The 26,664-nt window shown below is 46.9% G+C and carries 20 protein-coding genes; 18 read left to right on the top strand and 2 right to left on the bottom strand.

The window, feature by feature from the left end; genetic code table 11:
- Positions 1-216 precede the first annotated feature (216 nt).
- Positions 217-2,409 carry a transglycosylase domain-containing protein gene (locus tag J9B83_RS00405; protein ID WP_236037027.1) on the top strand — a complete coding sequence of 731 codons (2,193 nt, stop codon included), beginning with the start codon at positions 217-219 and terminating at the stop codon, positions 2,407-2,409.
- A gap of 146 nt (positions 2,410-2,555) precedes the next feature.
- Positions 2,556-3,383, top strand: a complete 828-nt coding sequence (locus J9B83_RS00400; RefSeq protein ID WP_211534692.1) for a substrate-binding periplasmic protein — start codon at positions 2,556-2,558, stop codon at positions 3,381-3,383.
- A 9-nt stretch (positions 3,384-3,392) separates the two neighbouring features.
- On the opposite strand, the gene glgA is transcribed toward J9B83_RS00400, so the two are convergent.
- The gene (glgA, locus tag J9B83_RS00395; protein ID WP_211534691.1) at positions 3,393-4,826 is read right to left on the bottom strand and encodes a glycogen synthase GlgA; all 1,434 of its coding nucleotides are present in this window, start codon (positions 4,824-4,826) and stop codon (positions 3,393-3,395) included.
- A gap of 93 nt (positions 4,827-4,919) precedes the next feature.
- Between glgA and glgC the strand changes: the two genes are divergently transcribed.
- The 8 genes from glgC to acpS all read left to right on the top strand — a co-directional run bounded on the left by glgC (position 4,920) and on the right by acpS (position 12,866).
- Positions 4,920-6,173 (top strand): glucose-1-phosphate adenylyltransferase, encoded by a 1,254-nt coding sequence (glgC, locus tag J9B83_RS00390; protein WP_211534690.1) that lies wholly within the window; start codon positions 4,920-4,922, stop codon positions 6,171-6,173.
- 362 nt (positions 6,174-6,535) lie between these two features.
- Positions 6,536-7,168, top strand: a complete 633-nt coding sequence (locus tag J9B83_RS00385; RefSeq protein ID WP_211534689.1) for a riboflavin synthase subunit alpha — start codon at positions 6,536-6,538, stop codon at positions 7,166-7,168.
- A 181-nt stretch (positions 7,169-7,349) separates the two neighbouring features.
- Positions 7,350-9,155 carry a translation elongation factor 4 gene (gene lepA, locus J9B83_RS00380; RefSeq protein ID WP_211534688.1) on the top strand — a complete coding sequence of 602 codons (1,806 nt, stop codon included), beginning with the start codon at positions 7,350-7,352 and terminating at the stop codon, positions 9,153-9,155.
- 50 nt (positions 9,156-9,205) lie between these two features.
- Positions 9,206-10,030, top strand: coding sequence for a signal peptidase I (gene lepB / locus J9B83_RS00375; protein WP_211534687.1), 825 nt, complete (start codon positions 9,206-9,208; stop codon positions 10,028-10,030).
- A gap of 18 nt (positions 10,031-10,048) precedes the next feature.
- Entirely contained in the window at positions 10,049-10,732 is a 684-nt protein-coding gene (gene rnc, locus J9B83_RS00370; protein WP_211534686.1) for a ribonuclease III, read from the top strand.
- Positions 10,725-11,633: a GTPase Era gene (gene era, locus J9B83_RS00365; protein WP_211534685.1), complete on the top strand. Its 909-nt coding sequence runs from the start codon at positions 10,725-10,727 to the stop codon at positions 11,631-11,633. The genes rnc and era overlap by 8 nt, the downstream gene beginning before the upstream one ends.
- 5 nt (positions 11,634-11,638) lie before the next feature.
- A complete protein-coding gene (recO, locus tag J9B83_RS00360; protein ID WP_211534684.1) occupies positions 11,639-12,376 on the top strand; it encodes a DNA repair protein RecO in 738 nt (245 codons plus the stop codon).
- A gap of 106 nt (positions 12,377-12,482) precedes the next feature.
- A complete protein-coding gene (gene acpS / locus J9B83_RS00355; RefSeq protein WP_211534683.1) occupies positions 12,483-12,866 on the top strand; it encodes a holo-ACP synthase in 384 nt (127 codons plus the stop codon).
- On the opposite strand, the gene J9B83_RS00350 is transcribed toward acpS, so the two are convergent.
- Complete coding sequence (locus J9B83_RS00350) at positions 12,863-15,619, bottom strand: response regulator (protein WP_236037026.1); 2,757 nt, start codon at positions 15,617-15,619, stop codon at positions 12,863-12,865. The two genes, acpS and J9B83_RS00350, sit on opposite strands and share 4 nt — an antisense overlap.
- 421 nt (positions 15,620-16,040) lie before the next feature.
- On the opposite strand from J9B83_RS00350, the gene cysM reads away from it, so the two are divergent.
- The 8 genes from cysM (at position 16,041) to J9B83_RS00310 (ending at position 26,609) form a co-directional block, all read left to right on the top strand.
- The gene (cysM, locus tag J9B83_RS00345) at positions 16,041-16,934 is read left to right on the top strand and encodes a cysteine synthase CysM (protein ID WP_211534681.1); all 894 of its coding nucleotides are present in this window, start codon (positions 16,041-16,043) and stop codon (positions 16,932-16,934) included.
- A 103-nt stretch (positions 16,935-17,037) separates the two neighbouring features.
- Positions 17,038-18,381, top strand: a complete 1,344-nt coding sequence (gene rlmD / locus J9B83_RS00340) for a 23S rRNA (uracil(1939)-C(5))-methyltransferase RlmD (RefSeq protein ID WP_211534680.1) — start codon at positions 17,038-17,040, stop codon at positions 18,379-18,381.
- Between the two features lie 16 nt (positions 18,382-18,397).
- Positions 18,398-20,647, top strand: a complete 2,250-nt coding sequence (relA, locus tag J9B83_RS00335; protein ID WP_211534679.1) for a GTP diphosphokinase — start codon at positions 18,398-18,400, stop codon at positions 20,645-20,647.
- Positions 20,644-21,456 (top strand): nucleoside triphosphate pyrophosphohydrolase, encoded by an 813-nt coding sequence (gene mazG, locus J9B83_RS00330; RefSeq protein ID WP_211534678.1) that lies wholly within the window; start codon positions 20,644-20,646, stop codon positions 21,454-21,456. The genes relA and mazG overlap by 4 nt, the downstream gene beginning before the upstream one ends.
- 110 nt (positions 21,457-21,566) lie before the next feature.
- Positions 21,567-24,197 (top strand): phosphoenolpyruvate carboxylase, encoded by a 2,631-nt coding sequence (gene ppc / locus J9B83_RS00325; protein WP_211534677.1) that lies wholly within the window; start codon positions 21,567-21,569, stop codon positions 24,195-24,197.
- Between the two features lie 235 nt (positions 24,198-24,432).
- Complete coding sequence (adk, locus tag J9B83_RS00320) at positions 24,433-25,089, top strand: adenylate kinase (protein WP_211534676.1); 657 nt, start codon at positions 24,433-24,435, stop codon at positions 25,087-25,089.
- Positions 25,090-25,096: 7 nt separating this feature from the next.
- Positions 25,097-25,804, top strand: a complete 708-nt coding sequence (gene tsaB / locus J9B83_RS00315) for a tRNA (adenosine(37)-N6)-threonylcarbamoyltransferase complex dimerization subunit type 1 TsaB (RefSeq protein ID WP_211534675.1) — start codon at positions 25,097-25,099, stop codon at positions 25,802-25,804.
- Positions 25,805-25,808: 4 nt separating this feature from the next.
- Complete coding sequence (locus J9B83_RS00310; RefSeq protein WP_211534674.1) at positions 25,809-26,609, top strand: undecaprenyl-diphosphate phosphatase; 801 nt, start codon at positions 25,809-25,811, stop codon at positions 26,607-26,609.
- Positions 26,610-26,664: the final 55 nt, after the last annotated feature.

Here is a 26,664-nt window from a genome sequence, read left to right as displayed (position 1 = left end):
CTAAGGCGCAACGACAAGTGAGTCAATATGTAAGAATTCAGTCAGTTATTTTTTCATCGTTGCTTGCCCCGTATAAGCTCCCTATACTTACTCACTATGCCTAAAAGACCCCCAGCAAAATCACCGAGTAAGTCGCCGCGTAAATCGTCGCCTAGAAAGAAAAAAACGCGTAAGCCTTCATTATTGAAGCGGTTTTTTCGTGCCTGTTTCAAATGGATGTTCATACTTGGACTGCTTGCCAGCCTGCCTTTTGCTGGCTGGGTATGGTGGTTGAACGGTCAAGTGGTCAGTCGTTTTGAAGGGCAAAAATGGCAGGTGCCATCCGAAGTCTACAGTGCGCCGATTGCGTTGGTGAGTGGCGCGCCTTGGAAAAAACAAGATTTAGAAAAAGTGCTGGAAGACGCCGGCTACCGGTTTGGTCGTAACAGCCAAAAAGTAGGTTGGGCGGCACGGAGCCAAACCAAAGTCAGCGCGCATTTGCGCTCTTATGTCGATCATTTGGGTTTTCATAAAAGTGAAAGGCGCATTTTTTCGTTTGAAAATGGTCGATTAGGCATTGAGTCGTTGAACGGAGATGCAATCGCGGAGGCCAAAGTCGAACCGCAACGTATTGGTTATCTTTATGGTGGTAACACCGAAAGCCGACAAATTTTAACCTACGAAGACATTCCTCAGCCCTTAATGGATGTGCTGGTGGCGGTGGAAGATCAGGATTTTTATCAGCATTGGGGCATTTCATTAACGGGCATTGCTCGTGCTGTGGTGGTGAATTTTACTCAGGGGTCGAGACGTCAAGGGGGTTCGACCTTAACTCAGCAGCTGGTGAAAAATATGTACCTGAGCTCAGAGCGAACCTACACCCGCAAACTCACCGAAGTGGTGATGAGTGTGCTATTGGAGTACCACTATTCTAAACAAGCCATCATCACGGCTTACATTAATGAAGTGTATCTTGCGCAATTGGGTAACAGTGCATTGCATGGTTTTGCTGCTGCGAGCCAGCACTTTTTTGGTCGCCCTGTGGATGAATTAAATATAGACGAATTTGCGCTGCTTGTCGGCATGGTTAAAGGGCCGTCGTTGTACAACCCAGAACGCTCCCCTAATCGCGCGAAAGACCGACGCAATGTTGTTTTAGGCGTGCTGAAAAACCAAGGCCGACTGTCGGAGGCGGACTACAATCGTCTGATTAAACAGCCCATTCGTTTGGCTAATAAGAAAAAACAACGCTCAATTTACGGAGACTATTTGGATCTTGTGGCCATGCAATTGTCCCGCGATTTTGACGAAACCACCTTGGCCACCAAAAACTTGCGCATTTACACGGGTGTGGACATTCGAGCGCAACAGGCGGCGAGTGTGGCCATGCAACGCCAAGTGGCATTGCTGGAAAAACGTGATAGAAAATTGTCCGGTTTGCAGGGCGCTATGGTGGTAACAGATCGTTCATCGGGAGAAGTGCGAGCCGTCGTTGGCTCAAGTGGCGATTACTACACGGGATTTAACCGAGCATTAGGCGCGGTTCGTCCTATTGGTTCTTTGGTCAAGCCGCCCTTGTATTTGTCTGCCCTGGCGACAGGGCGCTACACCTGGTGGACTCAAATTGAGGATAAACGATTGCGTTTTAATGTGGGCGGACAAACGTGGGAACCGGAAAACTACGATCGTCGCACCCATGGTGTGGTGCATTTATACGAAGCCATGGCTAAATCTTACAACTTGGCGACCGTGTCTTTGGCATCGCAAATTGGCTTTGATCGAGTGGGCGACACGCTGAGACAATTGGGGGTGAAACGACCTTTCACCATGCTGCCAGCCGTGGCGTTGGGTGCCATTGAACTGTCGCCTTTTGAAGTGTCTCGCTTATATCAGCCGATCGCTTCCCAAGGTAAAAGCAGTGAATTAGGTGTGGTATTGGCGGTGATGGATCAAGAAGATCGACTGCTCAAACGCTTTAATCACAACAAAGGCGTGCCTTTTACCGACGCCCTGTTGGCGGTCACCTTAGATGGCATGACAAAAACACCCAAAATAGGCACAGCTCGTGCGGCACAGGCGGCGTTTCCTGGGCTCAATTTTGCCGCGAAAACGGGCACGACTAATCAGCAAAAAGACAGCTGGTACATAGGTATTACAGGAGATTATTCCACCACTATCTGGTTAGGTGACGACGACAATGTGCCGCTCAGCATTACTGGCAGCAGCGGCGCGCAGAAAGTGTGGATCGATTTTACTCAAGCGGTGCCGCAGCGCTCGTTGCCAAGCACCTTGCCAAAAGGCGCGGTTCGACACGATGTGTTGGATGAATCATTTGAAATAGCGGCAGAGCGATGCGAAGGTAAAACAACACTAACGTTTATTCAGGGCACACAGCCAAAAGACAGCCGTTCTTGTTTCTGGGGGTTCTAAGTTTATTAATCGTAACGGACAAAACAGCATTGATAATAGTTGGCTTCTTAGATAGCCTCTGATATTCGGTTAAAGCGTTAACGTGTGTTGGTGGCGATTTAAAACAGCCAGTCAACGCCATATTATTCGCTAGGGGGTAACCAAGTATGAGGTTACAGATATCATTACTTTGCTGTGTGTTGGCGGCTATTTCCTTCAACGCCCATGCGGTAACAGACGACGAAGAGCCATCTGAATCTCAGTGTCGTACTTTAATTGCGTCTGGAAATTCAGAGTATCCGCCTTTTTTGTGGCGTGAAAACAAGGATTCTTCACAGCTTGAGGGTGTGAATCGAATCATTATGGATGAGTTAGCTCGTCGCACAGGAATCGACATTCAGTTGGCTCATGTTGGCCCTTGGTCTCGAGCGCAAAGTGAGGTGGAGAATGGTCGTGTAGATTTAATGGCCGGCGCTTTTTACACCCACATACGCAGTGGTTACATGGATTATTTTATGCCTGTCATGCTTCAAACTTCGAGCGTTGTCTGGCAAAACAAACGTAACCCTTTTCCTTTTCATCGCAAGGAAGATCTAAAAAACCGCTTAGGGGTGACCGTTATCAACAACAGCTTTGGTCAAGACTTTGATCATTACGCTGAGCGGCATTTAAGTATTTTGTCGGTCGCCAGTGTGTCCCAAGCATTACGTATGTTGGCTACTGGGCGTGTGGATTATGTCTTGTATGAAAAGAATCCTGCGTCAGCTTATGCAAGCTTATTGGGGTTGTCGGAGGATATTGTTGCTGTGTCGCCCGACATCAGTTCAGAAGGCTTGTATTTGACCATGTCTAAGCGCTCTATGTGCAATAACGACCAAGTGAAGCAGAAGATTGCCGAGGCGTTGGCGGCTATGTCTAACGAAGGCTTTCACGAACGAGCCATGCAACTTGGCATTGATGCCTGGGAAGCGCACAGCCGTTCTTTATTAAACTAAGCTCTCGTACTAAGCAGTAAATAGAGAGTGATATAGGTTTGTCCATTGGTCTGTAACGGCTTCCCAACTGTGATCTTGTTGCATGGCCGTAATTTGTTTTTTACGCCATTGATCGGTGTTATAAAAAGCATCCATACAACGTTCCATCGCCGCACCCAATGCTTCGCTGGTGGCGTCTTGAAACACAAAACCGTTCGCTTGATCGCCTTCTTCAAAGACGGTGTCTGCCAGCCCACCTGTTTGTCTAACTACTGGCAAGGTGCCGTATTTTAAAGCATAGAGCTGTGTCAGTCCGCAGGGTTCAAAGCGAGACGGAATCAATAACGCGTCGATGCCTGCCTGAATGCGATGAGAATAATCCTCAAAATACCCGATGCGAACCGAGACTTGTGTGGGGTAATTTTCTTGTAATCTTTGGTAACCGGACTCTAGTGCTTTGTCACCCGAACCGAGTACGATGAGACGTGCGCCTTTTTCCAGCAAAGATGGCATGGCTGCTAACACAAGATCCAGGCCTTTTTGTTCGGTGAGGCGGCTGACAATGCCGAATATCGGATGCGTTAAGTCATCCGATAAGCCGTTTTCTTGCAATAAGGCCAGCTTGTTGGCTTGCTTTTGCTCAATATTGTTAATCTGGTAGGCATGAGGAATCAGAGGGTCTTGGTCTGGGGACCATTGCTCGTAATCCACACCGTTTAAAATACCCACGAGTTTGCCTTCTAGCGCTTTTAATGTGCCATCCAGTCCGTCACCATATTCTGGTGTGAGAATTTCGCGGGCGTAGGTTGGGCTTACCGTGGTAATGGCATCGGCGTACACTAAGCCTGCTTTGAGCGCAGAGAAACGGCCATAAAATTCCATGCCATGCATAGAAAGCAAGGAAGGCGACAATTGAGTCTCTGAGAATTGACCCATGTCAAAACTTCCGTTGTAACGCAAGTTATGAACTGTGGTTACAATGGGAGGGTGAGCTTGTTGCCAGCTTTTTAAATAAGCGGCGGTAAATCCCGTTTGCCAATCGTTTAGATGAACAAGATCGGCTTGCCAATCTATCAGCTTGCCATCTTGCGCTATCCGAGCGATAGCCCATGATAGCGCGGCAAAACGCAGATGGTTGTCGTGGAAGTCATTGCCGTTTTTATCGGCGTAAGGGCCGCCTTCGCGCTCGAACAAAGATTGGCATTGGACCAGCCAAATGGGAGTGTCACTCTGGGGAATATGGGTTTCAAGTAAGAGTAAATCGCCTGCGCCAAATGGGTTTCCTAAGTTGATCGTGAGTTGAATTGGCGCTACCTTCTGAAGTATGCCTTGATAGGCGGGCATAATAAGTTTGACATCGTGGCCTTTTTTTCTCAGCGCCACAGGGAGTGCGCCGGCAACATCGGCTAATCCACCAGTTTTAATAAGTGGGTATATTTCGGAGGCAGCAAACAATATTTTCATTATTAGTCATCTTATTGATTTGGAAATATGATAAGAGTATACCTAAATGGAACTTCGAAAAGAGTGTGTTGATAAAAATTTTAAGGGCATCACATGGATCTAAATACGGCGCGCATGAAAACTTTGTCCATTATTCTGGCCGGTGGACGCGGTTCAAGGTTAAAGCAATTAACAGACAACCGGTCTAAACCCGCAGTTCCAATTGCGGGTAAATACAAAATTATCGACTTTCCTTTGTCGAATTGTATTAACTCGGGCATGCGTCGCATTGCCGTGTTAACGCAATATCGCTCTCATACTCTGAACCAGCACATACAAAGAGGCTGGAATTTTTTACGCTCAGACTTTAACGAGTTTATCGAGTTGTGGCCGGCTCAGCAGCAAACGGGTGGCGATTGGTATCGTGGCACAGCCGATGCAGTGTACCAAAACTTGAGTATGATCGATGGCTTAGAAAGCGAATATATTCTTATTCTGGCGGGCGATCACGTTTACAAACAAGATTACAGCGTTATGTTAGAAGACCATATTTCAAGTGGTGCTGACGTAACCGTGGCCTGCATCGAAGTGCCCATTGATGAAGCGGATCAGTTCGGCATTATGCACGTGGATGAAGGTGACAACATCATCGCGTTTGAAGAAAAGCCATCGAATCCGCCTACTGTGCCAGGTAAGCCAAATGTGGCTTTGGCGAGCATGGGAATTTATATTTTCAACACCAAATTCCTGTCAGAGAACTTGCGCTCCGACGCCAGTGACGACGATTCAAGCCATGACTTTGGTAAAGATTTAATCCCGTTGTTTGTGGGGCGCAGCAAGATCAAAGCCCATCACTTTTCCCGCAGTGTGATTGGTAACCCTAGTTATCCTGAAGATCCATACTGGCGCGATGTGGGAACACTTACAGCGTATTGGGAAGCCAACATGGATTTGACACGCCTTGTCCCAGAGCTGGATTTGTATGACGAAGAATGGCCGATTCGTACCATGCAGTATCAGCGACCCGCTGCCAAATTCAATTACAACTACGAAGAGCGCATCGGTACGGCATTGAATTCTGTGGTGTCGGCGGGCTGCATTGTATCGGGTTCGACGGTGGATCAATCGATATTGTTCAATAACGTACGAGTGAATTCCTATTCTCAGGTGACCAAATCGGTAATTTTGCCGCGTGGTGACATTGGTCGACATTGCCGTTTAACTAAGGTGGTAGTAGATTCAGATTGCCACATTCCAGAAGGCACCATTATTGGGGAAGATCCTATTGCTGATGCGGAGCGTTTTTATCGTAATAGCGACGGTATTACCTTGGTAACCCAAGAAATGATCGAAGCCTTGGCAAAATAACCGTGATCGAGTGTAAAAAAGCTGCCGAAGGGTGGCTTTTTGTTTTTATGGGCCGTAATGATTGAGTGGTTGTTCGGCACAAGATGCGAAATAACTTGCGCTTCTGCTTCATTGACTTGAAAACCTGTAATTTGGTCGCATTAGTAAGATAGTATTTTTTTAGTGATTGAAGGCTTATTTTGAGGCGCAGGGGTTATCCCCGTAACCTGTGGATAACCCTATTAGTGACTCTATGATAACTTACGCAACGGCAGTCGTTGTGCCGCTTCCATCATAGGTGTTCATTTCTTCTGCAGTCTTGGAATGAGCGCCTCGTATTTGATTTAATAGTGCGTATTTTCGCCTATCCATGAGGACATTGTATGTTTACGGGTATTGTGCAAGGCACAGCAAAAGTTCAATCGGCCAGTGATGTGGGTCGTAATAAACGCTTAGAAATCACTTTTCCAGCGGGCGTTATGTTGAGCCAACAACTGGGCGCCAGTGTGGCGATCAATGGGGTTTGTCTCACTGTATCTGAAATTGGTCACGATGTGCTGACTTTTGACGTGATTGACACTACTTTGGCATTAACGAACATTGGCATGTTGCAAGCGGGTGATCTGGTTAACTTTGAACGCGCCGCGAAAATGGGCGATGAAGTGGGCGGCCATGTGATGTCCGGCCATATTATGACGTCGGTATCCGTATCTCGTATCGAGAAAATAGAAGAAAGCGTGCATATCCGCTTCACCACCGATCGACAGCACGAAGTGGACGCGAGACGTTACCTGTTTAACAAGGGATACGTTGGTCTGAACGGTTCCAGTCTAACCATCAGTGACATTGGCGACGATTGGTTGGAAGTGTCTTTGATTCCAGAAACGCTCCGACTGACGACCTTTGGGTATTTATCGCTTGGCGATAAGGTAAACCTTGAAATAGACGCTCACACTCAAGCCACCGTTGATACAGTGGAACGTATTCTTAAAGAGCGTGGCATTGTGCTTCCGTAAAACCCATGGCTAAGACCAGGTGACAAGATGCGCTGAATAGAGACAAGTCGATTGTCTTCCTCTTCTGAAATAAATGGAGTCCTTGGCGGATTTTCGGTAGAATGCTCGCCAATTTCTATTCTGAATACGGGCCAGTCCGCCCGTTTTCATCCAAATATCGCTTTTAAAGTGTGAGTAAATAGTGTCTTCCAATAATCTTAAGCACATACGCAATTTTTCAATTATTGCCCATATTGACCATGGTAAATCCACCCTTGCGGATCGTTTTATCCAAACCTGTGAAGGCTTGAGCGAGCGCGAAATGTCTGCGCAAGTTCTTGATTCTATGGACATTGAGCGTGAGCGCGGCATTACCATCAAGGCACAAAGTGTGACCCTTGATTACCATGCAAAAGATGGCCAAACCTATCAACTTAATTTCATTGATACCCCAGGGCACGTGGACTTTTCCTACGAAGTGTCTCGCTCACTTGCGGCCTGTGAAGGGGCTCTTCTGGTAGTCGACGCCGCTCAAGGTGTAGAAGCTCAATCGGTTGCTAACTGTTATACCGCCATTGAGCAGGGTCTTGAAGTGATGCCTGTTCTAAATAAAATCGACTTGCCACAGGCTGAGCCTGAACGTGTAAGTGCTGAGATTGAAGAGATCATCGGTATCGACGCCATGAACGCCGTGACCTGCTCTGCAAAAACCGGCATGGGCGTAGACGATGTATTAGAGCGTCTTGTGGCCACTATTCCGCCACCAGAGGGCGATGTAGATGCACCACTACAGGCGTTGATTATCGACTCATGGTTTGACAACTACTTAGGCGTTGTGTCGCTGGTGCGTATCAAGCAAGGTACCTTGCGTAAAAAAGACAAGATTTTCATTAAGTCCACCAAACAGGCCCACCCTGTTGATATGGCGGGTATCTTTACGCCAAAACGCAAAGAAACAGGCATACTCAAAGCCGGTGAAGTTGGCTATGTGGTTGCAGGGATCAAGGACATTCATGGCGCACCAGTGGGGGATACAATCACCCACGTAGTCACCCCTGATGTGCCGCAATTGGCCGGTTTCCAAAAAGTGAAACCACAGGTTTACGCGGGTGTATTCCCTGTTAGTTCAGACGACTACGAGGATTTCCGTGTCGCTCTTGATAAGCTTACCTTGAACGATGCGTCATTGTTTTTCGAACCAGAAAGTTCCGACGCTCTAGGTTTTGGCTTCCGTTGTGGTTTCTTGGGCATGTTGCACATGGAAATCATTCAAGAGCGCTTAGAGCGTGAGTACAACTTGGACTTGATCACCACGGCTCCAACGGTGGTGTTCGAAGTGGAGTTGAATAACGGTGAAATTATCAACGTTGACAGCCCTTCTAAAATGCCTGATCCAGGCACCATCAAAGAAATGCGCGAGCCCATCGTTGAAGCCAATATTTTGGTACCACAAGAATACCTTGGTAACGTGATTACCCTGTGTGTGGAAAAGCGTGGCGTACAAAAAGACATGCTTTACGTGGGACGTCAGGTGCAATTGCGTTATGAATTGCCAATGAACGAAGTGGTGATGGACTTTTTCGATAAGTTGAAATCCTGTAGCCGTGGTTTTGCGTCTTTGGATTACAGCTTCTCACATTTTAGTCCTGCGCCTTTAGTGCGTTTGGATATCTTGATTAACGGCGAGCGCGTGGATGCGTTGGCGCTGATCATGCATAAAGACAACGTGCAATACAAAGGCCGCGCCTTGTGTGAAAAAATGAAAGATCTGATTCCTCGTCAAATGTTTGATGTGGCGATTCAAGGGGCGGTTGGCGCGAAAGTTATTTCTCGTACCACGGTAAAAGCCTTGCGTAAAAACGTCATCGCGAAATGTTACGGTGGTGACGTGAGCCGTAAGAAAAAGCTCTTACAGAAGCAAAAAGAAGGTAAAAAACGCATGAAGCAAGTCGGTAACGTGGAAGTTCCACAGTCGGCGTTTCTTGCGGTATTGCAACTGGACAGCTAATCAAGCAATCAATGGGCGCGCTTTGGCGCACCCAGATGGAGAAATGATGTATGAGTTTTGATTTCGAGTTGATACTGGCCATTGCCTTTTTTGTGACGGGCGTATTTTGGGTATACGATCGCATTGTGTACCGCCCAAAACGTAAAGTCGTGTTGGCGAATATGACGCCAGAAGCACGTAAGGCGATTAACAAAGAAGCTCAGCAACGATTAGCCGAAACACCTCGTTTTGTAGTGGAAGTGAAGTCTTACTTTGTCATCATTGCGGTGATTTTTGGGTTGCGCTCGTTTGTGGTGGAACCCTTTCAAATTCCCTCTGGCTCCATGTTACCCACGTTGAAAATAGGCGATTTTATTCTGGTGAATAAATTCGACTATGGGGTGCGTTTGCCCGTGTTGAATACGACGATTATTCCTACCACAGAGCCTGAACGGGGTGACGTTGTGGTATTTAAATACCCACTCGATCCTAATCTTAACTACATCAAGCGTTTGATTGGTGTGCCTGGGGATAGGATTCAATATCGCAACAAGCAATTAACCGTCAACGGCGAGCCTGTGAGTAAAACCCTATTGGCAAAACTGCCCGTGTCTTTGAATCCAAATCAAGAACCGGTGGAATTGTTCAGTGAGACCCTAGGCGATGTTCAGCACGAGATCTATAATAGCTTCCGTTTTACTCCGCACGAAGGGGAGTGGGTGGTGCCAGAAGGGCAGTATTTTGTGATGGGCGACAACCGTGACAACAGCGCAGACAGCCGCTTTTGGGGATTTGTACCAGACGAGAATATGAAAGGCCGTGCGTTTTACGTGTGGCTGCATTGGGATGACTTTTTTAGTATCCCAAGTTTTAAAAATAACGGTTTGATTGAATAAGTATTTTTTGGAGAAATTTTGAGTTCATCGTATCAGAAGCTGAGTCGGCGCATTGGTTATTTTTTTGCCGACCTTGGACTGCTTGAACTGGCGCTAACGCACCGTAGTTTTGGTGGGAAAAACAATGAGCGCCTAGAATTTTTGGGTGACTCTATTCTTAACTATGTGATTGCGGAAGATCTTTTTCATCGTTTTCCCAAAGCCAAAGAAGGCGAGTTGAGCCGCTTGCGGGCCTCCTTAGTAAAGGGTGATACCTTAGCGGAATTAGCGCGGGAATTTGAGCTTGGGGACTACTTAAAATTGGGCGCGGGTGAGTTGAAAAGCGGTGGTTTTCGCCGTGATTCGATTTTGGCCGATACGGTGGAAGGCATTATTGGCGGCATGTATTTAGACGCCGGTATGGATGTTTGTCGTCAACACATCTTGGCGTGGTACAAAGAGCGTCTAGATGCAACCTCGTTAAAAGTGGTAACAAAAGACGCGAAAACACGTCTTCAAGAATACCTACAAGCTCGTAAGCATGCTTTGCCTCAATACGAAGTGGTGAACATTGTTGGCGAACCCCATGATCAATTGTTTTATGTGCATTGCTTTATTGAGTTGTGTGAAGAAGCGATTGAAGGCAAGGGCAACAGTCGTCGTATTGCTGAGCAAAACGCCGCGGCGAAAGCCTTGAAAAAACTGGAAAAGAAACATGTCTGACGTTGAAGTTGAAGTAACGCACTGCGGTTATATCGCCATAGTTGGACGCCCAAATGTGGGTAAGTCGACACTGCTTAACCATATTTTGGGGCAGAAGTTATCCATCACTTCTCGTAAACCACAGACTACCCGTGACCAAATTTTGGGCGTGAAAACAGAAGGTCATGTGCAGGCGATTTATGTGGATACCCCAGGATTACACCTTGGAGAAGCCAAAGCCATTAACCGTATTATGAACAAAACCGCTGCCGCCGCTTTAAAAGACGTGGATTTGGTGCTGTTTGTGATCGACGCAGATCGCTGGACGGAAGAAGATGAATCTGTTTTACAAAAAGTAAAACACGCCCGTTGCCCCGTTATTTTAGTGGTGAACAAGGTAGATCAATTGGACCAAAAAGAAGACCTGTTGCCCCGCTTAGCTAACTTGTCAGAGCGAATGAACTTTGCTCAGATTGTGCCTATTTCTGCGTTGCGTAATAACAATCTTGACCGTCTAGAGCGCTTAGTGGAAAGCTATATGCCAGAAGGTACGCAGTTTTACCCAGAAGATCAGATTACCAACCGCAGTTCACGCTTTTTGGCAGCAGAAATTGTGCGTGAAAAAATCACCCGTCAATTGGGTCAAGAAGTGCCTTACGAAGTGGCGGTACAGATTGAAGAGTTTGTGTACGAAGAGTCTGCCATTCATATTAGTGCGCTGATTTTGGTAGAAAGAAACGGCCAAAAACGCATCATCATCGGTGAGCGTGGTGACAAGATCAAACTGATCGGCAAAGAAGCACGCATTGATATGGAAAATCTCTTTCAGCACAAGGTGATGTTGAACTTGTGGATCAAGGTGCGCTCTGGCTGGTCCGATGATGAACGTGCCCTAGCCAGTTTAGGCTATCAAGAAGAGTAACTGGGATGCGCGTTTCAGCGTATGTGATTCACACTCGCCCATTTCAGGACAATAAGATCTTGCTCGATTTATTAACCCCTGAGCAAGGTCTGATGCGAGGCGTGTGGCGCTTACCCAAAAAAGAGGCTCGGGTCATTCCTGGGCCTTTTTTGTGCTACGAAGTCGAGTGTGCAGGGCGGGGAGAGCTGAAAACCGTGACCTCCTTGGAATCCGTGACCTCGGCGAAATCCCTAGAAGGACTGCCTCTGTACGCGGCCTTGTATGTACACGAATTGCTAGAAAAGTTATTGCCAGCTAATTTACCCCTGCCAGATATGTTTACCTTGTACGAGTGGCTGATTCAAAGCTTGTACATGGGGGCGCCGATTGCGCCCTTGTTGCGTCGTTTTGAAGTGGGTTTGTTTTCGGAGCTGGGTGTGTCCATTAATATGGTGTCCACAGGACGAGGCGAGGAACTGGAGCCGCGTCAGTTGTATCAGTTTCATTATAAATTTGGCCTGCGGCCGTACTATGGTGACATTCCAAAGCAGCTGCCCATGTTGTTTGTAGAAGGGCAAGTGGCGATGAAGTACCACACGGGGCACTGGACAGATAAACAAGTGCTTAGCTTAGCGAAAGAGCTGCATCGCCATTGGCTCGATAGCCTATTGAATGGCAAACCCATAGCGTCACGGCGATTGCTGCCTTCGCAACCTTTTCAAGGGGAGCGGCATTTGGGTGTGCCTATTTTCCGCGTTTTATAACTCGACTCTCTTTTTTTCAATATTTTTTTAATTTAATCCCAGCCTACTTTAAACAAGGCAACTGAATAAAAGTCAGTCATATAATTCAACATTACGAGGTAAACAGGTGATCATTGGTATAGGCACAGATTTGGTGGATATTGCACGCATAGCTCAATCCATTGAACGTTTGGGTGAGCGCTTTGTGGACCGAATTCTTACCCCGGACGAAAAGGCTCGATGGTTGGAACTAGCGAGCTTAGACAAAGCCAATGCGTTCGTGGCAAAACGTTTTGCTGCCAAAGAAGCGGCGGTAAAAGCGTTAGGAACGGGGATTGGTTCAGGGGTCAGTTTTCAGCATTTTTCTGTAGCGAACTTACCTAGCGGTCAACCAGTGTTAACGGTTGACCAGAGCATTGCTGAGCGCTTTGATTACCCTGTGTCATGGCATCTTAGCCTAACCGATGAAAAAGCCTACGCTCAGGCGTTTGTGGTGCTTGAGAGGGCTTAGACAGACAACGCTGGCCATGGAATGAGTTGGCGATTCGCCAGCAATTCTTCAATAGCGTCGATGAAATCGTCAACAACGCCTTCTACGTCTTCCATTCCCAATTCTTTTAAGTGGGTTTCTAAGAAGCCCGCTTGGCGTGCTATGTTCACTGTGCCTGTGTACTTAGAAGCGCCATGAATGCGATGTACTACTTCGATGAGTTTTTTGGTGTCCTGCTTTTCAAGGTGATGCAGTATCAATTTTTTCTCGGCATCGAGTGAATCCGCCAACATGTCAAACATTTCTTTAGCTATGTCGGTTTTGCCATCGACTATGGTGAGTGCTTTATTTAAGTCAAAAATATTTACGAGTTTGGCGTCGATTTGGTCTTGTAATGTCTCGGTCGACGAGCACCATTTTTCAATGGTGTGTAGGAGTAGTTCTTCATCAATGGGTTTGCTTAGATACGCGTTCATGCCGCTGGCAAGTATTTGCTGTTGCTCTGATGCCAAAGCATGAGCGGTAAGCGCAATGATCGGCGTGTCTTGGTAGTTGGGTAATTTACGTAAGTGTTGAGTGGTTTCCATACCATCCATTTCTGGCATTTGAATGTCCATGAATATTAGGTCAAACGTTTGACTCTCAGCCATGTCTAGGGCTTGTCTTCCGCTGTATACCAAGGTGATGTCGACACCAATCGGCGTAAGCCAATGGTTGAGTAGTTGTAGATTAATTGGGGAATCGTCTACGGCCAAAATACTTAGCCCTTTAAGTTTTTCATAAGGTGGGCTGATGGCTTTTTGTGGTGCCGTCGTTGTCGGGTCGGAGGCGTTAAGGCGTTGCAGCGCTTTATAAAGACGCTCGTGGCTAATAGGTTTCAATAAAATGTCACGGCATAGATGTTTTAGGTCGTGATATTGGGTGATTTTACCAGGCGGCTGAATCATTAGAATACAAGGGATGCCGAATTGCTGGGTGGCGTAAGTCACCAATTCACGAGTTTCAATAATGCCTTGCTCACCAGGTACGGTACTGATTAATAGGCAGTCTAACTTGCTGCGATGATGGTTTAAAAAGGCAATCATCTGTTCTAAATCGCTGCTGCTTTGGCAGTGCACACCAATGCTTTGCAAGTAACGGTCGAGATAATTTTTATAGGTTAGACTAGGTTCGAGTAAGGCCACTTCAAAGTCTAGGGGGACTTTGCTTTGTGCGTTTTTATTGGAATTTTTCAGGTTAATGGTGAAGCGAAAAGTCGAGCCTATATCAGGTGCGCTGCTGACTTCGATTTTACCATGCATCTGTTCGACAAGCTTTTTGGTGATCACCAAGCCTAGGCCTGTGCCACCAAATTGCCGCGTGGTGCTGGTGTCTACTTGGGAAAAGGGTTTAAAAAGCCGGTGGATTTTTTGTTCAGGAATGCCTATTCCCGTATCTATGATTTGGAAGGACAGGGTTACATCTTGCTGATGGCTTGAAAGCAGTGAAACCTTGGTACGTACAGCGCCTTGATGAGTGAATTTGATGGCATTACCAATTAAATTGGTGAGGATTTGACGCACCCGTGTGCTGTCGCCAACAAACCATTCAGGGGTGTCGCTGCTAAATTCAGGAACCAGATCAATTTGTTTCTCTTTAGTGAGTAAGTTAATACTCAATATTTGGTACACATCGTCGATGAGTGCCTTCAAATTAAAGTGATTGTTTTCAAGACTGAGTTTTCCGGCTTCGATTTTTGAGAAGTCTAAAATATCGCCAATAATGGCCAATAAGCTGTTGGTGGACTGCTCAATGGTGTCTATATAAAGCCGATGCTGGGTATCTTCAATGTCTTTTTGTAGGGTCTTGGTGTAGCCCAAAATAGCGTTAAGAGGGGTGCGCACTTCATGGCTGATGTTGGCTAGAAACTGAGATTTTAAACGGTTCGATTCCATTGCTTCCCGATTGGCTATGTGCAGTTGGGCGCTTTTCTCTTCCATGCTGTCCATGCTGCGACGGATATCTTCTGTGGCTTGCTCAATGCCACTGACCAATTCTTCATTGTGATTTTCAAGGCGTTCGGTTAAGTCGAGTAAATCTTTTTGTAGGCTTGCGTATTCTGGTGGCAGGGTCATAAGCTTGACGTTGGAAAACTGCCCTTTGACTAGCTTGTTTAATGCCGATGACAATTTATCGATGGGTTGTGTTAACGAGGTTGCAAGGCGAAACGCAGCCAAGATGATGACAGTATTAAACAGCACTAGAATGAAAATCACCAAGCTGGCGTATTGGTACTTATCTATCTGTATGGCGGCGGTATTGGCTTCTATTTTCACCCAGCCAATTAGGCTGCGTTGATCGACCGGATTGAATAAGCCCGAATTAATGTCGAACACACTGTCTGGTGTATTACTGGTGTAGTAAATAGGGCTGATGGATTGCAGATAACCATCTATTTCGCGCAATTGAGTTTTTTCAGGAAAAAAAGTGTCTTGCATTGATGGGGCTTTACCGAGTTCGGCAAGGCGTTTTTGCTCGCTGTTAAAGAGCCTTATACCATTGATGTCGTCGCTGTTGAGGGCATTTTGTAATATTCGGTACATCATATTTTGATCGGAAAATACAATGGCGTACTCGCTGGTGGTGGCCACTTGCTTGGTAATGTGTGACACGCGCTCGTGTAGGTTGTGATCAAGGTCGTGAAAGCGCGTAGTAAGCAAAAAAATACCGACAAATAATGAGATCAGCAAAACAGGCGTGAACAAGAACCAGAATAAGGTTTGTCTCACGTTCATGGTCGAGAGCTTTTTTAATAAAGGTGTTTTCATCGTAACAAGCAGCACATAGGCATGAGTGGGTCAGTAGCAGGCCAGGTCGCCCGAGTGTTTTCTAAGTTGGCATGCTTTTTCATAGTGGTCACATTGACGTTGTTCGCTGTGGGATGGAGAGGAAAGGTAAGCGCATTGGCGCCACTGTGCTCTGAGTTCTGCATTGCTCATAGTGTCCGTGTTATGCAAAGGTTTCTCGCAACTGGTGAGGGCAAAAAACACGACAAATAAGCAAAGAATACGCATTTTAACCCCTAAAATGCCTTGATGTTGAAACCAACACTAAGTTTATAACCCTTTCTTATTGTACTGTTTGGCATAAGTGTTCTTAAATAGACATTAACAGTAAGTTTCATTCTCTAAGTCATCAATGTCAACGAAGTTTTTTATGATCGAATATCCTAGTATTGAGTCGTTAATTGGTCAAACCCCTTTGGTGCGTTTGCAGCGCATAAACCCTAATCCAAGCAACACCATCTTGCTTAAGCTAGAAGGCCAGAACCCTGCCGGATCGGTCAAAGACCGCCCAGCACTTAACATGATAGTGCAAGCGGAATTGCGTGGTGATATTAAGCCGGGCGATAGCCTCATCGAAGCCACCAGTGGAAACACTGGTATTGCCCTGGCGATGGCGGCGGCCATTAAAGGGTACAAGATGCACCTGATTATGCCCGACAACATGAGTCAAGAACGCAAATCGGCCATGTCGGCTTACGGCGCGGTATTGCATCTGGTCAGCAAAGAAGAAGGCATGGAAAGAGCCCGTGACCTTGCGCAAGAAATGCAAGGCCAAGGAGTGGGTGTTGTGTTGAATCAGTTTGCCAATCAAGATAATCCCAATGCACATTATGTGTCCACAGGCCCAGAAATCTGGCAGCAAACCCAGGGTACAGTGACACACTTTGTTAGTTCAATGGGCACAACTGGCACCATTATGGGGGTGTCGCATTATTTGAAAGAACAAAACCCAGCGATCCAAATTGTGGGGTTGCAGCCTGAAGACGGCGCGAGTATTCCTGGTATTCGTCGTTGGCCAAAAGCCTATTTGCCGACAATTTTCGACGAAAGCCGTGTTGATAGTGTGATGGATGTGTCACAAGAAGTCGCAGAAACCACCATGCGTCGTTTGGCGAAAGAAGAAGGGATTTTCTGTGGCGTATCTTCTGGTGGCTCCGTCGGTACGGCTATGGCGTTATCGGAAAAACTCAATAATGCGGTCATTGTGGCGATTGTGTGTGACCGTGGGGATCGTTACTTATCCACGGGTATTTTTGATGGTTAATGGCGCGACAGTCATTAAGGTTGGCTTTCGCGTACAGTTCTGTAAACAGATGGGATAGAATAGCGCCGCGTTTATCCTAGACTCAGGAAGAAGAGAGCCTCCTTTGAGAAGAAGAATATCCCAGCGTCGAGCCGTTAAACCTCAGCCGATTGGCCCCGTGCAAACCTATCAAGTAGAAGGTTTGACACACGAAGCAAAAGGCGTTGCGCGTTTGCAAGGTAAGGTCACCTTTATTGAAGGGGCCTTGCCTGGCGAGACCGTCGACGCTCAAGTCACCAAAAGTGGTCGTCGTTTCGATGAAGCGACGATGACACGATTACTCGAACCTAGCCCTTATCGGGTTGACCCACCTTGCCCTCATTTTACCCGTTGTGGCGGTTGTAGCTTTCAGCATTTAGCCGACGAAAAACAGTTGTCAGCGAAGCGCGATTGGCTGCAAGGACAGCTACGCAACCTGATGGGAACCCACACTTTAGAAACTTTGTCGGATACTTCAACCGCCTATCGCCGTCGCGCACGTCTTTCTGTCAATATGGTAAAAGGGGAGGTGGTATTAGGCTTTCGTGGCAAAGCGTCTAACGACATTATAAGTATTGATCATTGTGTGGTGCTGACCAAGCCGCTTCAAACGGTATTCTTAGCGTTAAAAACCGCACTGGCTGGCGACCCTTTGGCGCCAAACGTGGGGCACATTGAATTGCTTGAAGACACCAAGGGCGTGTCTGTGTTGGTACGTTTAACCTCAGTAATATCCGATGAGCTAGAGAAACAATGGCAAGATTGGGCACATGAGGCGAAAATTGCGCTATATTGGCAAGCACCAAAATTGAGCAGAGCCGAATTAGCGTCACAGGAGATGCGCTACTATGAGGTGAACAATGGGGAAGATAAGCTGCGATTGCAGTATCACCCGCAGGACTTCATTCAAGTGAACGCGGCCATGAATCAAAAAATGCTGGATCAAGCCATGGCATGGTTGGCCCCTCAATTTGACGATGTGGTGCTGGATCTATTTTGCGGCGTAGGGAATTTTTCTTTGCCCCTAGCGCGTAGCGCAAAATCGGTCATTGGGGTGGAAGTGCAAGACAGCATGGTGGCGTCGGCTCAAAGCAATGCCGAAATGAATGGTGTGGATAACGCGACCTTTATTGCGGCGGACTTAACGCAGCCAGCGGCGTTGGAAACTACGGCCAGCACCTTATTAACAGCGGGTGTGACTAAAATTTTGTTAGACCCACCCCGCGCGGGCGCACTGGAATTTTTAGACAGCATAATAAAAATTGCCCCAGCGCAAATATTGTATGTTTCTTGCAATGCTTCTACGTTAGCTAGGGATGCCGAGTATTTGGTGGCAAAAGGATATCGTGTGATGCGTGTGGGTTTGATGGACATGTTCCCTCAAACGTCCCATGTAGAAACCATGATGTTATTGCACAAAAAGACGTAAATTGAAGGGCGGATAAATGGTAACGGTAAGAAAAGATCACCCTGTGTTAGAGGATGGAACGGTCGATATCGATTCATGGATGGGACAGTTTTCCCACCTAATTGACGACAGTGCACGTGTTCCTTTACGTATGGCTTGTGAATTAGCGCGTCAGGCCGAATTACAATGCGCGCGACCGTCTTACTGGGGCGCACAAGCGAGTACCTTTCGTGCCGGCTTAGAGATGGTAGAGATTCTATCGGGCTTTCGCGCCGATCAAGATTCCTTAGTAGCTGCGGCCTTGTATCGTGCTGTTCGAGAAGACCAGCTGCCGCTTTCCCGTGTGACCGATATGTTTGGCCGCAAGGTGGCTTCGATCGTTGAAGGCGTGATTCGCATGGGCGAAGTCTCAAAGAACCTAACCGCCGATACCGCCGCTGAAGTGTTAGGTCGCAGCGACAATCAGTTAGAGTCTCTGCGCAAAATGCTGGTGTCTATCATTGATGATGTTCGAGTGGTGCTGATTAAGTTGGCCGAGCGTGCCTGCGCCATCAAAGAAGCCAAATTTCAGAACGAAGAACGTCGTGTTGCGGTCGCCTTAGAAGTGCAAAGCGTTTACGCGCCACTGGCTCACCGATTAGGCATCGGACACATTAAATGGGAATTGGAAGATCTGTCTTTCCGCTACCTGTACCCCTCTGAATACAAGCGCATTGCCACCTGGTTAGACGAAAAACGCTTGGATCGTCAGCAGTTCATTGACGATGTGATTAACTTGCTCGATGAGCGCTTAAAAGCCATTAACATTCACGCCGATCTCATGGGGCGTGCTAAGCACATCTACAGTATTTGGCGCAAAATGAAGCGCAAAAACATCGGCTTCGATGAAGTGTACGATGTGCGTGCCGTGCGGATATTGGTCGATGAGCCGATGGAATGCTACGGCGTATTAGGTGTTGTGCACAACTTGTGGCGTCCTATCCCGCAAGAATTCGACGACTACATTAGTAACCCAAAATCAAACGGTTACCAGTCGTTACACACCGCGGTGATTGGGCCAAAAGGTCGTGCGCTGGAAATTCAAATCCGTACCCATAAAATGCACGAAGACGCCGAACTTGGCGTTTGCGCTCATTGGAAATACAAGGGCACGGATTTAAGTTCGAACAGTTCAAGTTACGAAGAAAAACTGCAATGGCTCAGAACCATTCTGGACTTCCATGAAGTGCAGGGCGATTTGGAGTCTTTGTCAGAACAGGTTCGCAGTGACATAGAGCAAGACCGTATTTACGTGTTCACGCCAGACGGTCACGTGGTGGATTTGCCAGTCAATGCGACCGCGGTGGATTTTGCTTACCGCGTGCACACAGAAATTGGTCACCGCTGCCGTGGCGCTAAGGTCAATGGCAAGATTATCTCCTTGGTTACCCAGCTTAAAACCGGTGACAAAGTGGAAATATTGACCACCCGAGAAGGGGGGCCAAGTCGAGATTGGCTGCATCCTACCTTGGGGTATGTGCAAACTAACCGAGCCCGTGCCAAAATTCAAAGCTGGTTTCGCAAAGAAGATCGAGAAAAGAACCTAGAGGCGGGTAAAAACCTTTTAGACAAACAGTTAAAACGCCTTGGTATCGATGACAATCGCATTGATTTACAAGCTATCTCATCACGCTTTAACTTCTCTTACGCCGACGAAATTTATGTGGCGTTAGGAGCGGGCGACATTCAGCTGTCTCGCGTGTTGCGAGTGATCGACGATTTCTACAACCTTAACGGCGAAACGGCGACATCGCGACCGATTCGCCTGAGAAAAAGTCTCCATAAATCCTCCGATAACGACGTGCATATTGTGGGCGTTGGTAAATTGCTGACGCAAATGGCGAAGTGTTGTAGTCCCATTCCGGGTGACGACATTGTGGGTTTCATTACCCTTGGGCGCGGCGTGTCTGTGCATCGTCAAGACTGTATCAACATTGTCCAGCTGGGGTTAGATGAACCCGAGCGCATTATCGATGTGAGCTGGGGCGAAGAGTTGGATAACCAATATCCGGTTAACATTCAGGTGGAAGCCTACGACCGCACTGGCTTGCTGAATGACATCACAGGATTGCTGGCGAATGAAAAGGTGAACCTGTTGTCGATGAATACCTTATCGGCGACGGAAAATCACACTGCCTGCATTCGCTTCACTATTGAAGTGGGCGAACTGAGCGTGTTAAGTAAGTTATTACACCGTATCAACCAGTTACCCAATGTGCTAAATGTCTTTAGGGAGCGAGATTTTTGAGCGATGCCATCACGCGATTGCGACATCTAATGGCTTGTTTGCGAGACAAGCAACACGGTTGTCCATGGGATCAGCAGCAAACCTACAAAAGTATCGCGCCTTACACGCTGGAAGAAGCGTATGAGGTGCTCGATGCCATTGAGCGGGAAGACTTTGATCATTTAAAAGAAGAGCTTGGAGACTTATTGTTCCAAGTGATTTTTTATGCGCAAATGGCAGAAGAAGAGCAGCGATTTAGTTTTGATGACATCGCAGACGGCATTGTAGAAAAAATGCTGCGTCGCCATCCGCACGTGTTTCCAGAAGGCGATATGTCTCGTTTTGGTGAGCCGATAGCCTTAAGTGACGCTGAGATTTCTGCCCAATGGCAGCAGATAAAAGCTCAAGAAAAAGCACAAAAAGGCACTCTTGATCAAAGCCTCCTTGACGAAATACCTGCTTCTATGCCGGCTTTAATGCAAGCGGTGAAGATTCAGAAAAAAGTGTCAAAAGTAGGCTTTGACTGGTCTGATATTGGCCCCGTGTTCGCGAAAATTAGAGAAGAGCTTGATGAGCTAGAAGAAGCGATTACAGAACAAGATCGACCTCATATTGAAGAAGAAATGGGCGACGTGTTGTTTGCGGTCAGCAATCTAGCGCGTCATTTTAGTGTGTCGCCCGATGTGGCATTGAACAAAACCAATGTGAAGTTTCGTCGACGTTTTGGTCGGATTGAAGCTCTGGTCTCAATGCAAGGTAAAACGCTCGCTGAGTGCTCGTTAGCAGAGCTAGATGCCTATTGGGATCAGGCTAAACGAGAAGGCTTATAAGGGTCGGCAATTAATAAGGTAGTGGTATTTTTTAGAGTGAACAGTTTGGGTTGCATGACAAATAATAAAAGCGCGTCATAACGTGCCATCAGTAATATGAGGAGGGTGAAGTGAGTGATCGACAAGCGTCATTACGTGAAAATGTTAGGTTGCTGGGAGACTGTCTTGGCGAGAGCATGAGTAACCATTTAGGAAAAGAATTTCTCGAAAAAGTAGAAAACATCCGATTACTTTCCAAAGATGGGCGCCAATCTGGCGATCCTGCATCTTTAATTGCCGCATTAGAAGCCTTAGACGATAAAGAAATTGTCCCCGTTGCTAGGGCGTTTAATCAGTTTCTTAACCTTTCTAATATTGCTGAACAATACCACAGAGTCCATCGTCGCCGTACCAATGAAAGTTTAGGGGTTTATCATAACCCAGTGGGTGATTTATTAGCACGACTCGATAAACGTCAATTTAGTGCCGAACAAATGCTGGCGTCCTTGCAATCTCAGTCGATTGAGCTGGTATTGACGGCGCACCCAACAGAAGTTGTGCGACGCTCTTTAATTCGCAAGTACGACAACATTTCCAATGAATTAGAAGCCCTAGATAAAGACAATATTCTTCCCTTAGAAGAAACCAAACACGTTCGTCGTTTGAAAGAAATCATTACCCAAGCATGGCACACCGACGAGATTCGTGATCAGCGACCAACGCCGGTCGACGAGGCCAAATGGGGCTTTGCTGTGATTGAACAGTCACTTTGGCAAGCGGTACCACGGTTCTTTCGTCAATTGGACGAACAATTTAGCGAGTACACCGAAGAAGAGCGTTTACCACTGGATTTAGCGCCAATTCATTTTGCTACCTGGATGGGCGGCGATCGCGATGGCAATCCCAATGTTACCCACAAGGTAACACGTGAAGTGACCTTGTTAGCTCGTTGGATGGCGGCGGATTTATACATTAAAGACTTGAGTGTGCTGCGCGCTGAGTTTTCCATGACCCAGTGCAACGAGGCGTTGCGTAAACGTGTTGGTGACAGCACCCAGCCCTATCGGGAAGTGTTGAGACACCTCGAAAACAAAATGCTCGCCACTAAAAATTGGGCAAGAAACAGTTTGGCGGGCAAGCCTGTTTCTGACGAACCGATTTTTTTATCTATTCAAGAATTAAAAGACGATTTGACCTTGTGCTATCAATCTTTAATGGACTGCGGCATGAAAGTGATTGCCAACGGTTCTTTGTTGGATTTGATTCGTTGTGCCGCTACTTTCGGCAGTACCTTGGTTCGCTTGGATGTGCGCCAAGATGCGTCTCGACATATTGATGCCTTGTCCGCCATTACTCGCTTTTATGGTTTGGGGGATTATGCCGAGTGGGACGAAGCGTCGCGTCAGGCCTTTTTACTGACCGAACTGAATTCAAAGCGGCCCTTATTGCCATTGGATTGGTCACCGACGGATGAAGTGAGAGAAGTGCTGGATACCTTTGCGATGATCGCACAAGGCCAGAAAAACTCTTTTGGCTCTTATGTGATTTCCATGGCCAGCGCGCCGTCTGATGTTTTGGCGGTTGCGCTAATGCTGAAAGAGTCTGGGGTGAGTTTCCCTATGAGAATCGTGCCCTTGTTTGAGACCCTCGCGGATTTAGACAACGCTGAGCCCATTATCGAGCAGCTGTTCTCTATTCCTTGGTATAAATCTTACATTGATGGTCGCCAAGAAGTGATGATTGGCTATTCGGACTCGGCCAAAGATGCGGGGCAAATTGCCGCGACATGGGGGCAATATCGAGCTCAAGAAGCTTTAACGCGTTTGTGTCAAAAACATGGTATTCATTTAACCTTGTTTCATGGTCGAGGTGGGACTGTGGGTCGCGGTGGTGGTCCTGCTCACGTGGCGATATTGTCCCAACCTCCAGGGTCAGTCAATGGCTCCATCCGAGTAACTGAACAAGGTGAAATGATTCGCTTTAAATTCGGTATCCCAGACATTGCTGTACGCTCTTTAGAGTTATATTGTTCGGCGGTGATGGAAGCCACCTTGATTCCTGATGAGCCGCCTAAAGAAGAATGGCGTGCCATTATGGACGAAATGGCAGAAGTGGCGATGAATCAATATCGTTCAATTGTACGTGGTCATGAAGATTTTGTACCATATTTTAGAGCCACGACACCAGAACAAGAATTGGCCAAGTTGCCACTCGGCTCAAGGCCCGCTCGTCGTCGTTCGGATGGCGGTGTAGAAAGTTTGCGTGCGATTCCCTGGATTTTTGCTTGGATGCAGATTCGTCTTATGTTGCCCGCTTGGTTGGGGGCTGAGAACGCCCTTGAGCAAGGTGTGGAGTCGGGTAATCTTGAAAAGCTTCGAGAAATGCACAAAGAGTGGCCGTTTTTTGGTTCGTATTTAGACATGCTCGACATGGTATTAGCAAAAGCTGAACCGGAAATTGCTGAGTATTATGAAAAGCGTTTGGTCAGTGAGGATTTACAAGGCTTAGGACGCTTGTTGCGCAGTAAACTCAAACAAGTTAGTGAGTTGGTGAAACTGCTAAAACAGCAAGATCGTCTCATTGAAGACAACAAAACCATACGACAATCTATTGATGTGCGTAACCCATACATAGACCCTTTGCACTATTTACAAGCAGAGCTTTTGTACCGCAGCCGTAAAGACGCCGATAACCCAGAGGTGAACAAAGCCTTGATGATCACCATGGCGGGTATTTCAAGTGGCATGCAAAACACAGGCTAATGCCTGATTGCAACGAGTGTGATCAAAAAACGCTCAAATAGAACAGTAAAATAATAAAAAAGAGCAGGTAAATTTGCAAAAAGTATGACGGCTTGGGTATGCTTGGCGACCATTCAATTTTAAGTTTGCAATTGGTCGATCTGTGCACCCTGCTATCGTGCTTATTGTACGTTGCTGATTTGCTGTGTCAGTCAACCTTGCTCATTCATTTAACGCTGTCTTTTGGAGACTCATTATGCGGGTAATATTATTAGGTGCGCCAGGCGCTGGTAAAGGAACGCAAGCTCAATTTATTATGGAAGAGTTTGGCATTCCTCAGATTTCTACAGGGGATATGTTGCGCGCAGCGGTTAAAGCTGGCAGTGAAATGGGCTTAAAAGCCAAAGAAGTAATGGATGCCGGTCAGTTGGTGTCGGATGACATTATTATTGGCTTAGTAAAAGAGCGCTTGACCCAAGAAGATTGCGTAAAGGGCGCTTTGTTTGATGGTTTTCCTCGTACCATTCCTCAGGCGGACGCTTTAAAAGATGCGGGTGTAGACATTGATTTCGTTGTGGAAATCAGCGTTGCAGACGAAGAAATTGTTCAGCGTATGAGCGGTCGTCGTGTCCATGAAGCATCAGGCCGTACTTATCACCTTGTCTATAATCCGCCAAAAGTGGAAGGTAAAGATGATGTAACGGGCGAAGACTTGGTACAGCGCGCCGATGACACCGAAGAAACGGTACGTTTGCGCTTGAGTGTGTACCATGACCAAACGGCTCCCTTGATTGGTTACTATCAAGACTGGTTGAAAGCAGACAGTGCAACGGCGCCGAAATTCGTTTCTGTGAACGGCGTGGGCGATTTAAACGAAATCAAACAAAGTCTATTGGCATCTTTAAAGGCTTAAGTAGTTCATGGCGGTTATTTTAGCATTGGATACCTCAACGCCAGCCTGTTCGGTGGCGTTGAATATAGATGGCGTGGTGTTGGAAGATTTCCGCATGGCGCCTCGCCTTCACAACGATTTGATCTTGCCTATGGTGGATCAGATTTTAGCGCAAGCTGGACTTACCCTGTCCGACGTGGACGCTATTGCCTTTGGTCGTGGCCCTGGTTCTTTCACTGGTTTAAGAATCAGTGCAGGCGTGGTACAAGGGCTTGCTTTTGGTGCGGATTTACCGGTTATTCCTGTGTCGACTCTTGAAGCGTTGGCGTTAGAAGGCTTTCAAAAAACCGGTCAAGCTCATTGGCTAGCGGCATTAGATGCTCGAATGGGGGAGATTTATTTAGGCGGTTATCATGTGGATAAAGGCAATGGCCGCTATGAAATCACCTCTGTTGTGGATGAATGTGTGGTGAAACCGGGTGCTTTGTCGGCGTTTACTACCCCTTTTAATGGCGTTGGATCGGGTTGGTGTTACGAAGAGGTACTAAGTGCCTTGCTGCCTGAGCCCCCACAACAAGTGTTAACGGAACTCGCTCCTCGCGCCGCCTGCGTTGCTGAAATCGCCGCGATTGCTCTTGAAAAAGGACAGACAGTTTCGTCTTATGAGGCGATTCCTACTTACTTAAGAGATGAAATTAGCTGGGAAAAACAAGCCCCTCGCATAGGAAAGCGCTAAACACATGTTGTGGTATCACATAGTTTTCTTGTCGGTGATTCAAGGATTGACCGAGTTTCTTCCGATTTCCAGTTCTGCCCATCTTATTCTTCCTGCGCAACTGCTGCATTGGCCAGATCAAGGGCTGGCTTTTGATGTGGCGGTGCATGTGGGAACCTTGATTGCCATTGTCGGGTATTTTAGAAAAGACATTATACAAATCATAGTGGCCTGGTTTGCCTCGCTTGTGTCGCGTCAATCCACATCCGACAGTCGTTTAGGCTGGTGGATTTGTTTGGCGACCTTGCCTGCAGGTGTTGCTGGTGTGTTGTTTGATGACTTTATCAGTGAGCATTTGCGCTCTTTAGAAGTCATTGCTTATGCCACCATCGGGTTTGGTGTCCTGTTGTGGTTATCTGACCGTTTTGGTGCATCTGATAAGTCAGAGGCTGAGTTTGGTATCAAAAGTGTGCTTTTTATTGGTTTTGCACAGGCATTGGCGTTGATCCCCGGCACATCCCGTTCTGGTATTACTATGACAGCAGCTCGCACATTAGGCTTCACCCGTGAAAGTGCTGCAAAGTTTTCTTTCTTGTTGTCCATCCCGCTTATTCTTGCGGCGGGTGGATTAAAGTCGGTGGAGCTGGTGGCATCAAACCTGGTCGTTGACTGGGTTGGTATTTTTATGGGGGTAGTGCTTTCGGCGATCAGTGCGTACCTGTGTATTTATCTGTTTCTAAAATGGCTCAATAAGATTGGCTTTTTTCCATTCTTTGTTTATAGGCTGATATTAGGCTCTATTTTACTGTGTATTGTTTACATCTAATGGCAATGTGTTTTCATGTTATTGCTGAAAAAGCTCCTTTATAGGGAGCTTTTTC

Source organism: Marinomonas vulgaris (assembly GCF_018145875.1).
In the GTDB taxonomy this organism is placed as follows: domain Bacteria; phylum Pseudomonadota; class Gammaproteobacteria; order Pseudomonadales; family Marinomonadaceae; genus Marinomonas; species Marinomonas vulgaris.
This window is presented reverse-complemented; position numbering and strand designations above follow the sequence as displayed.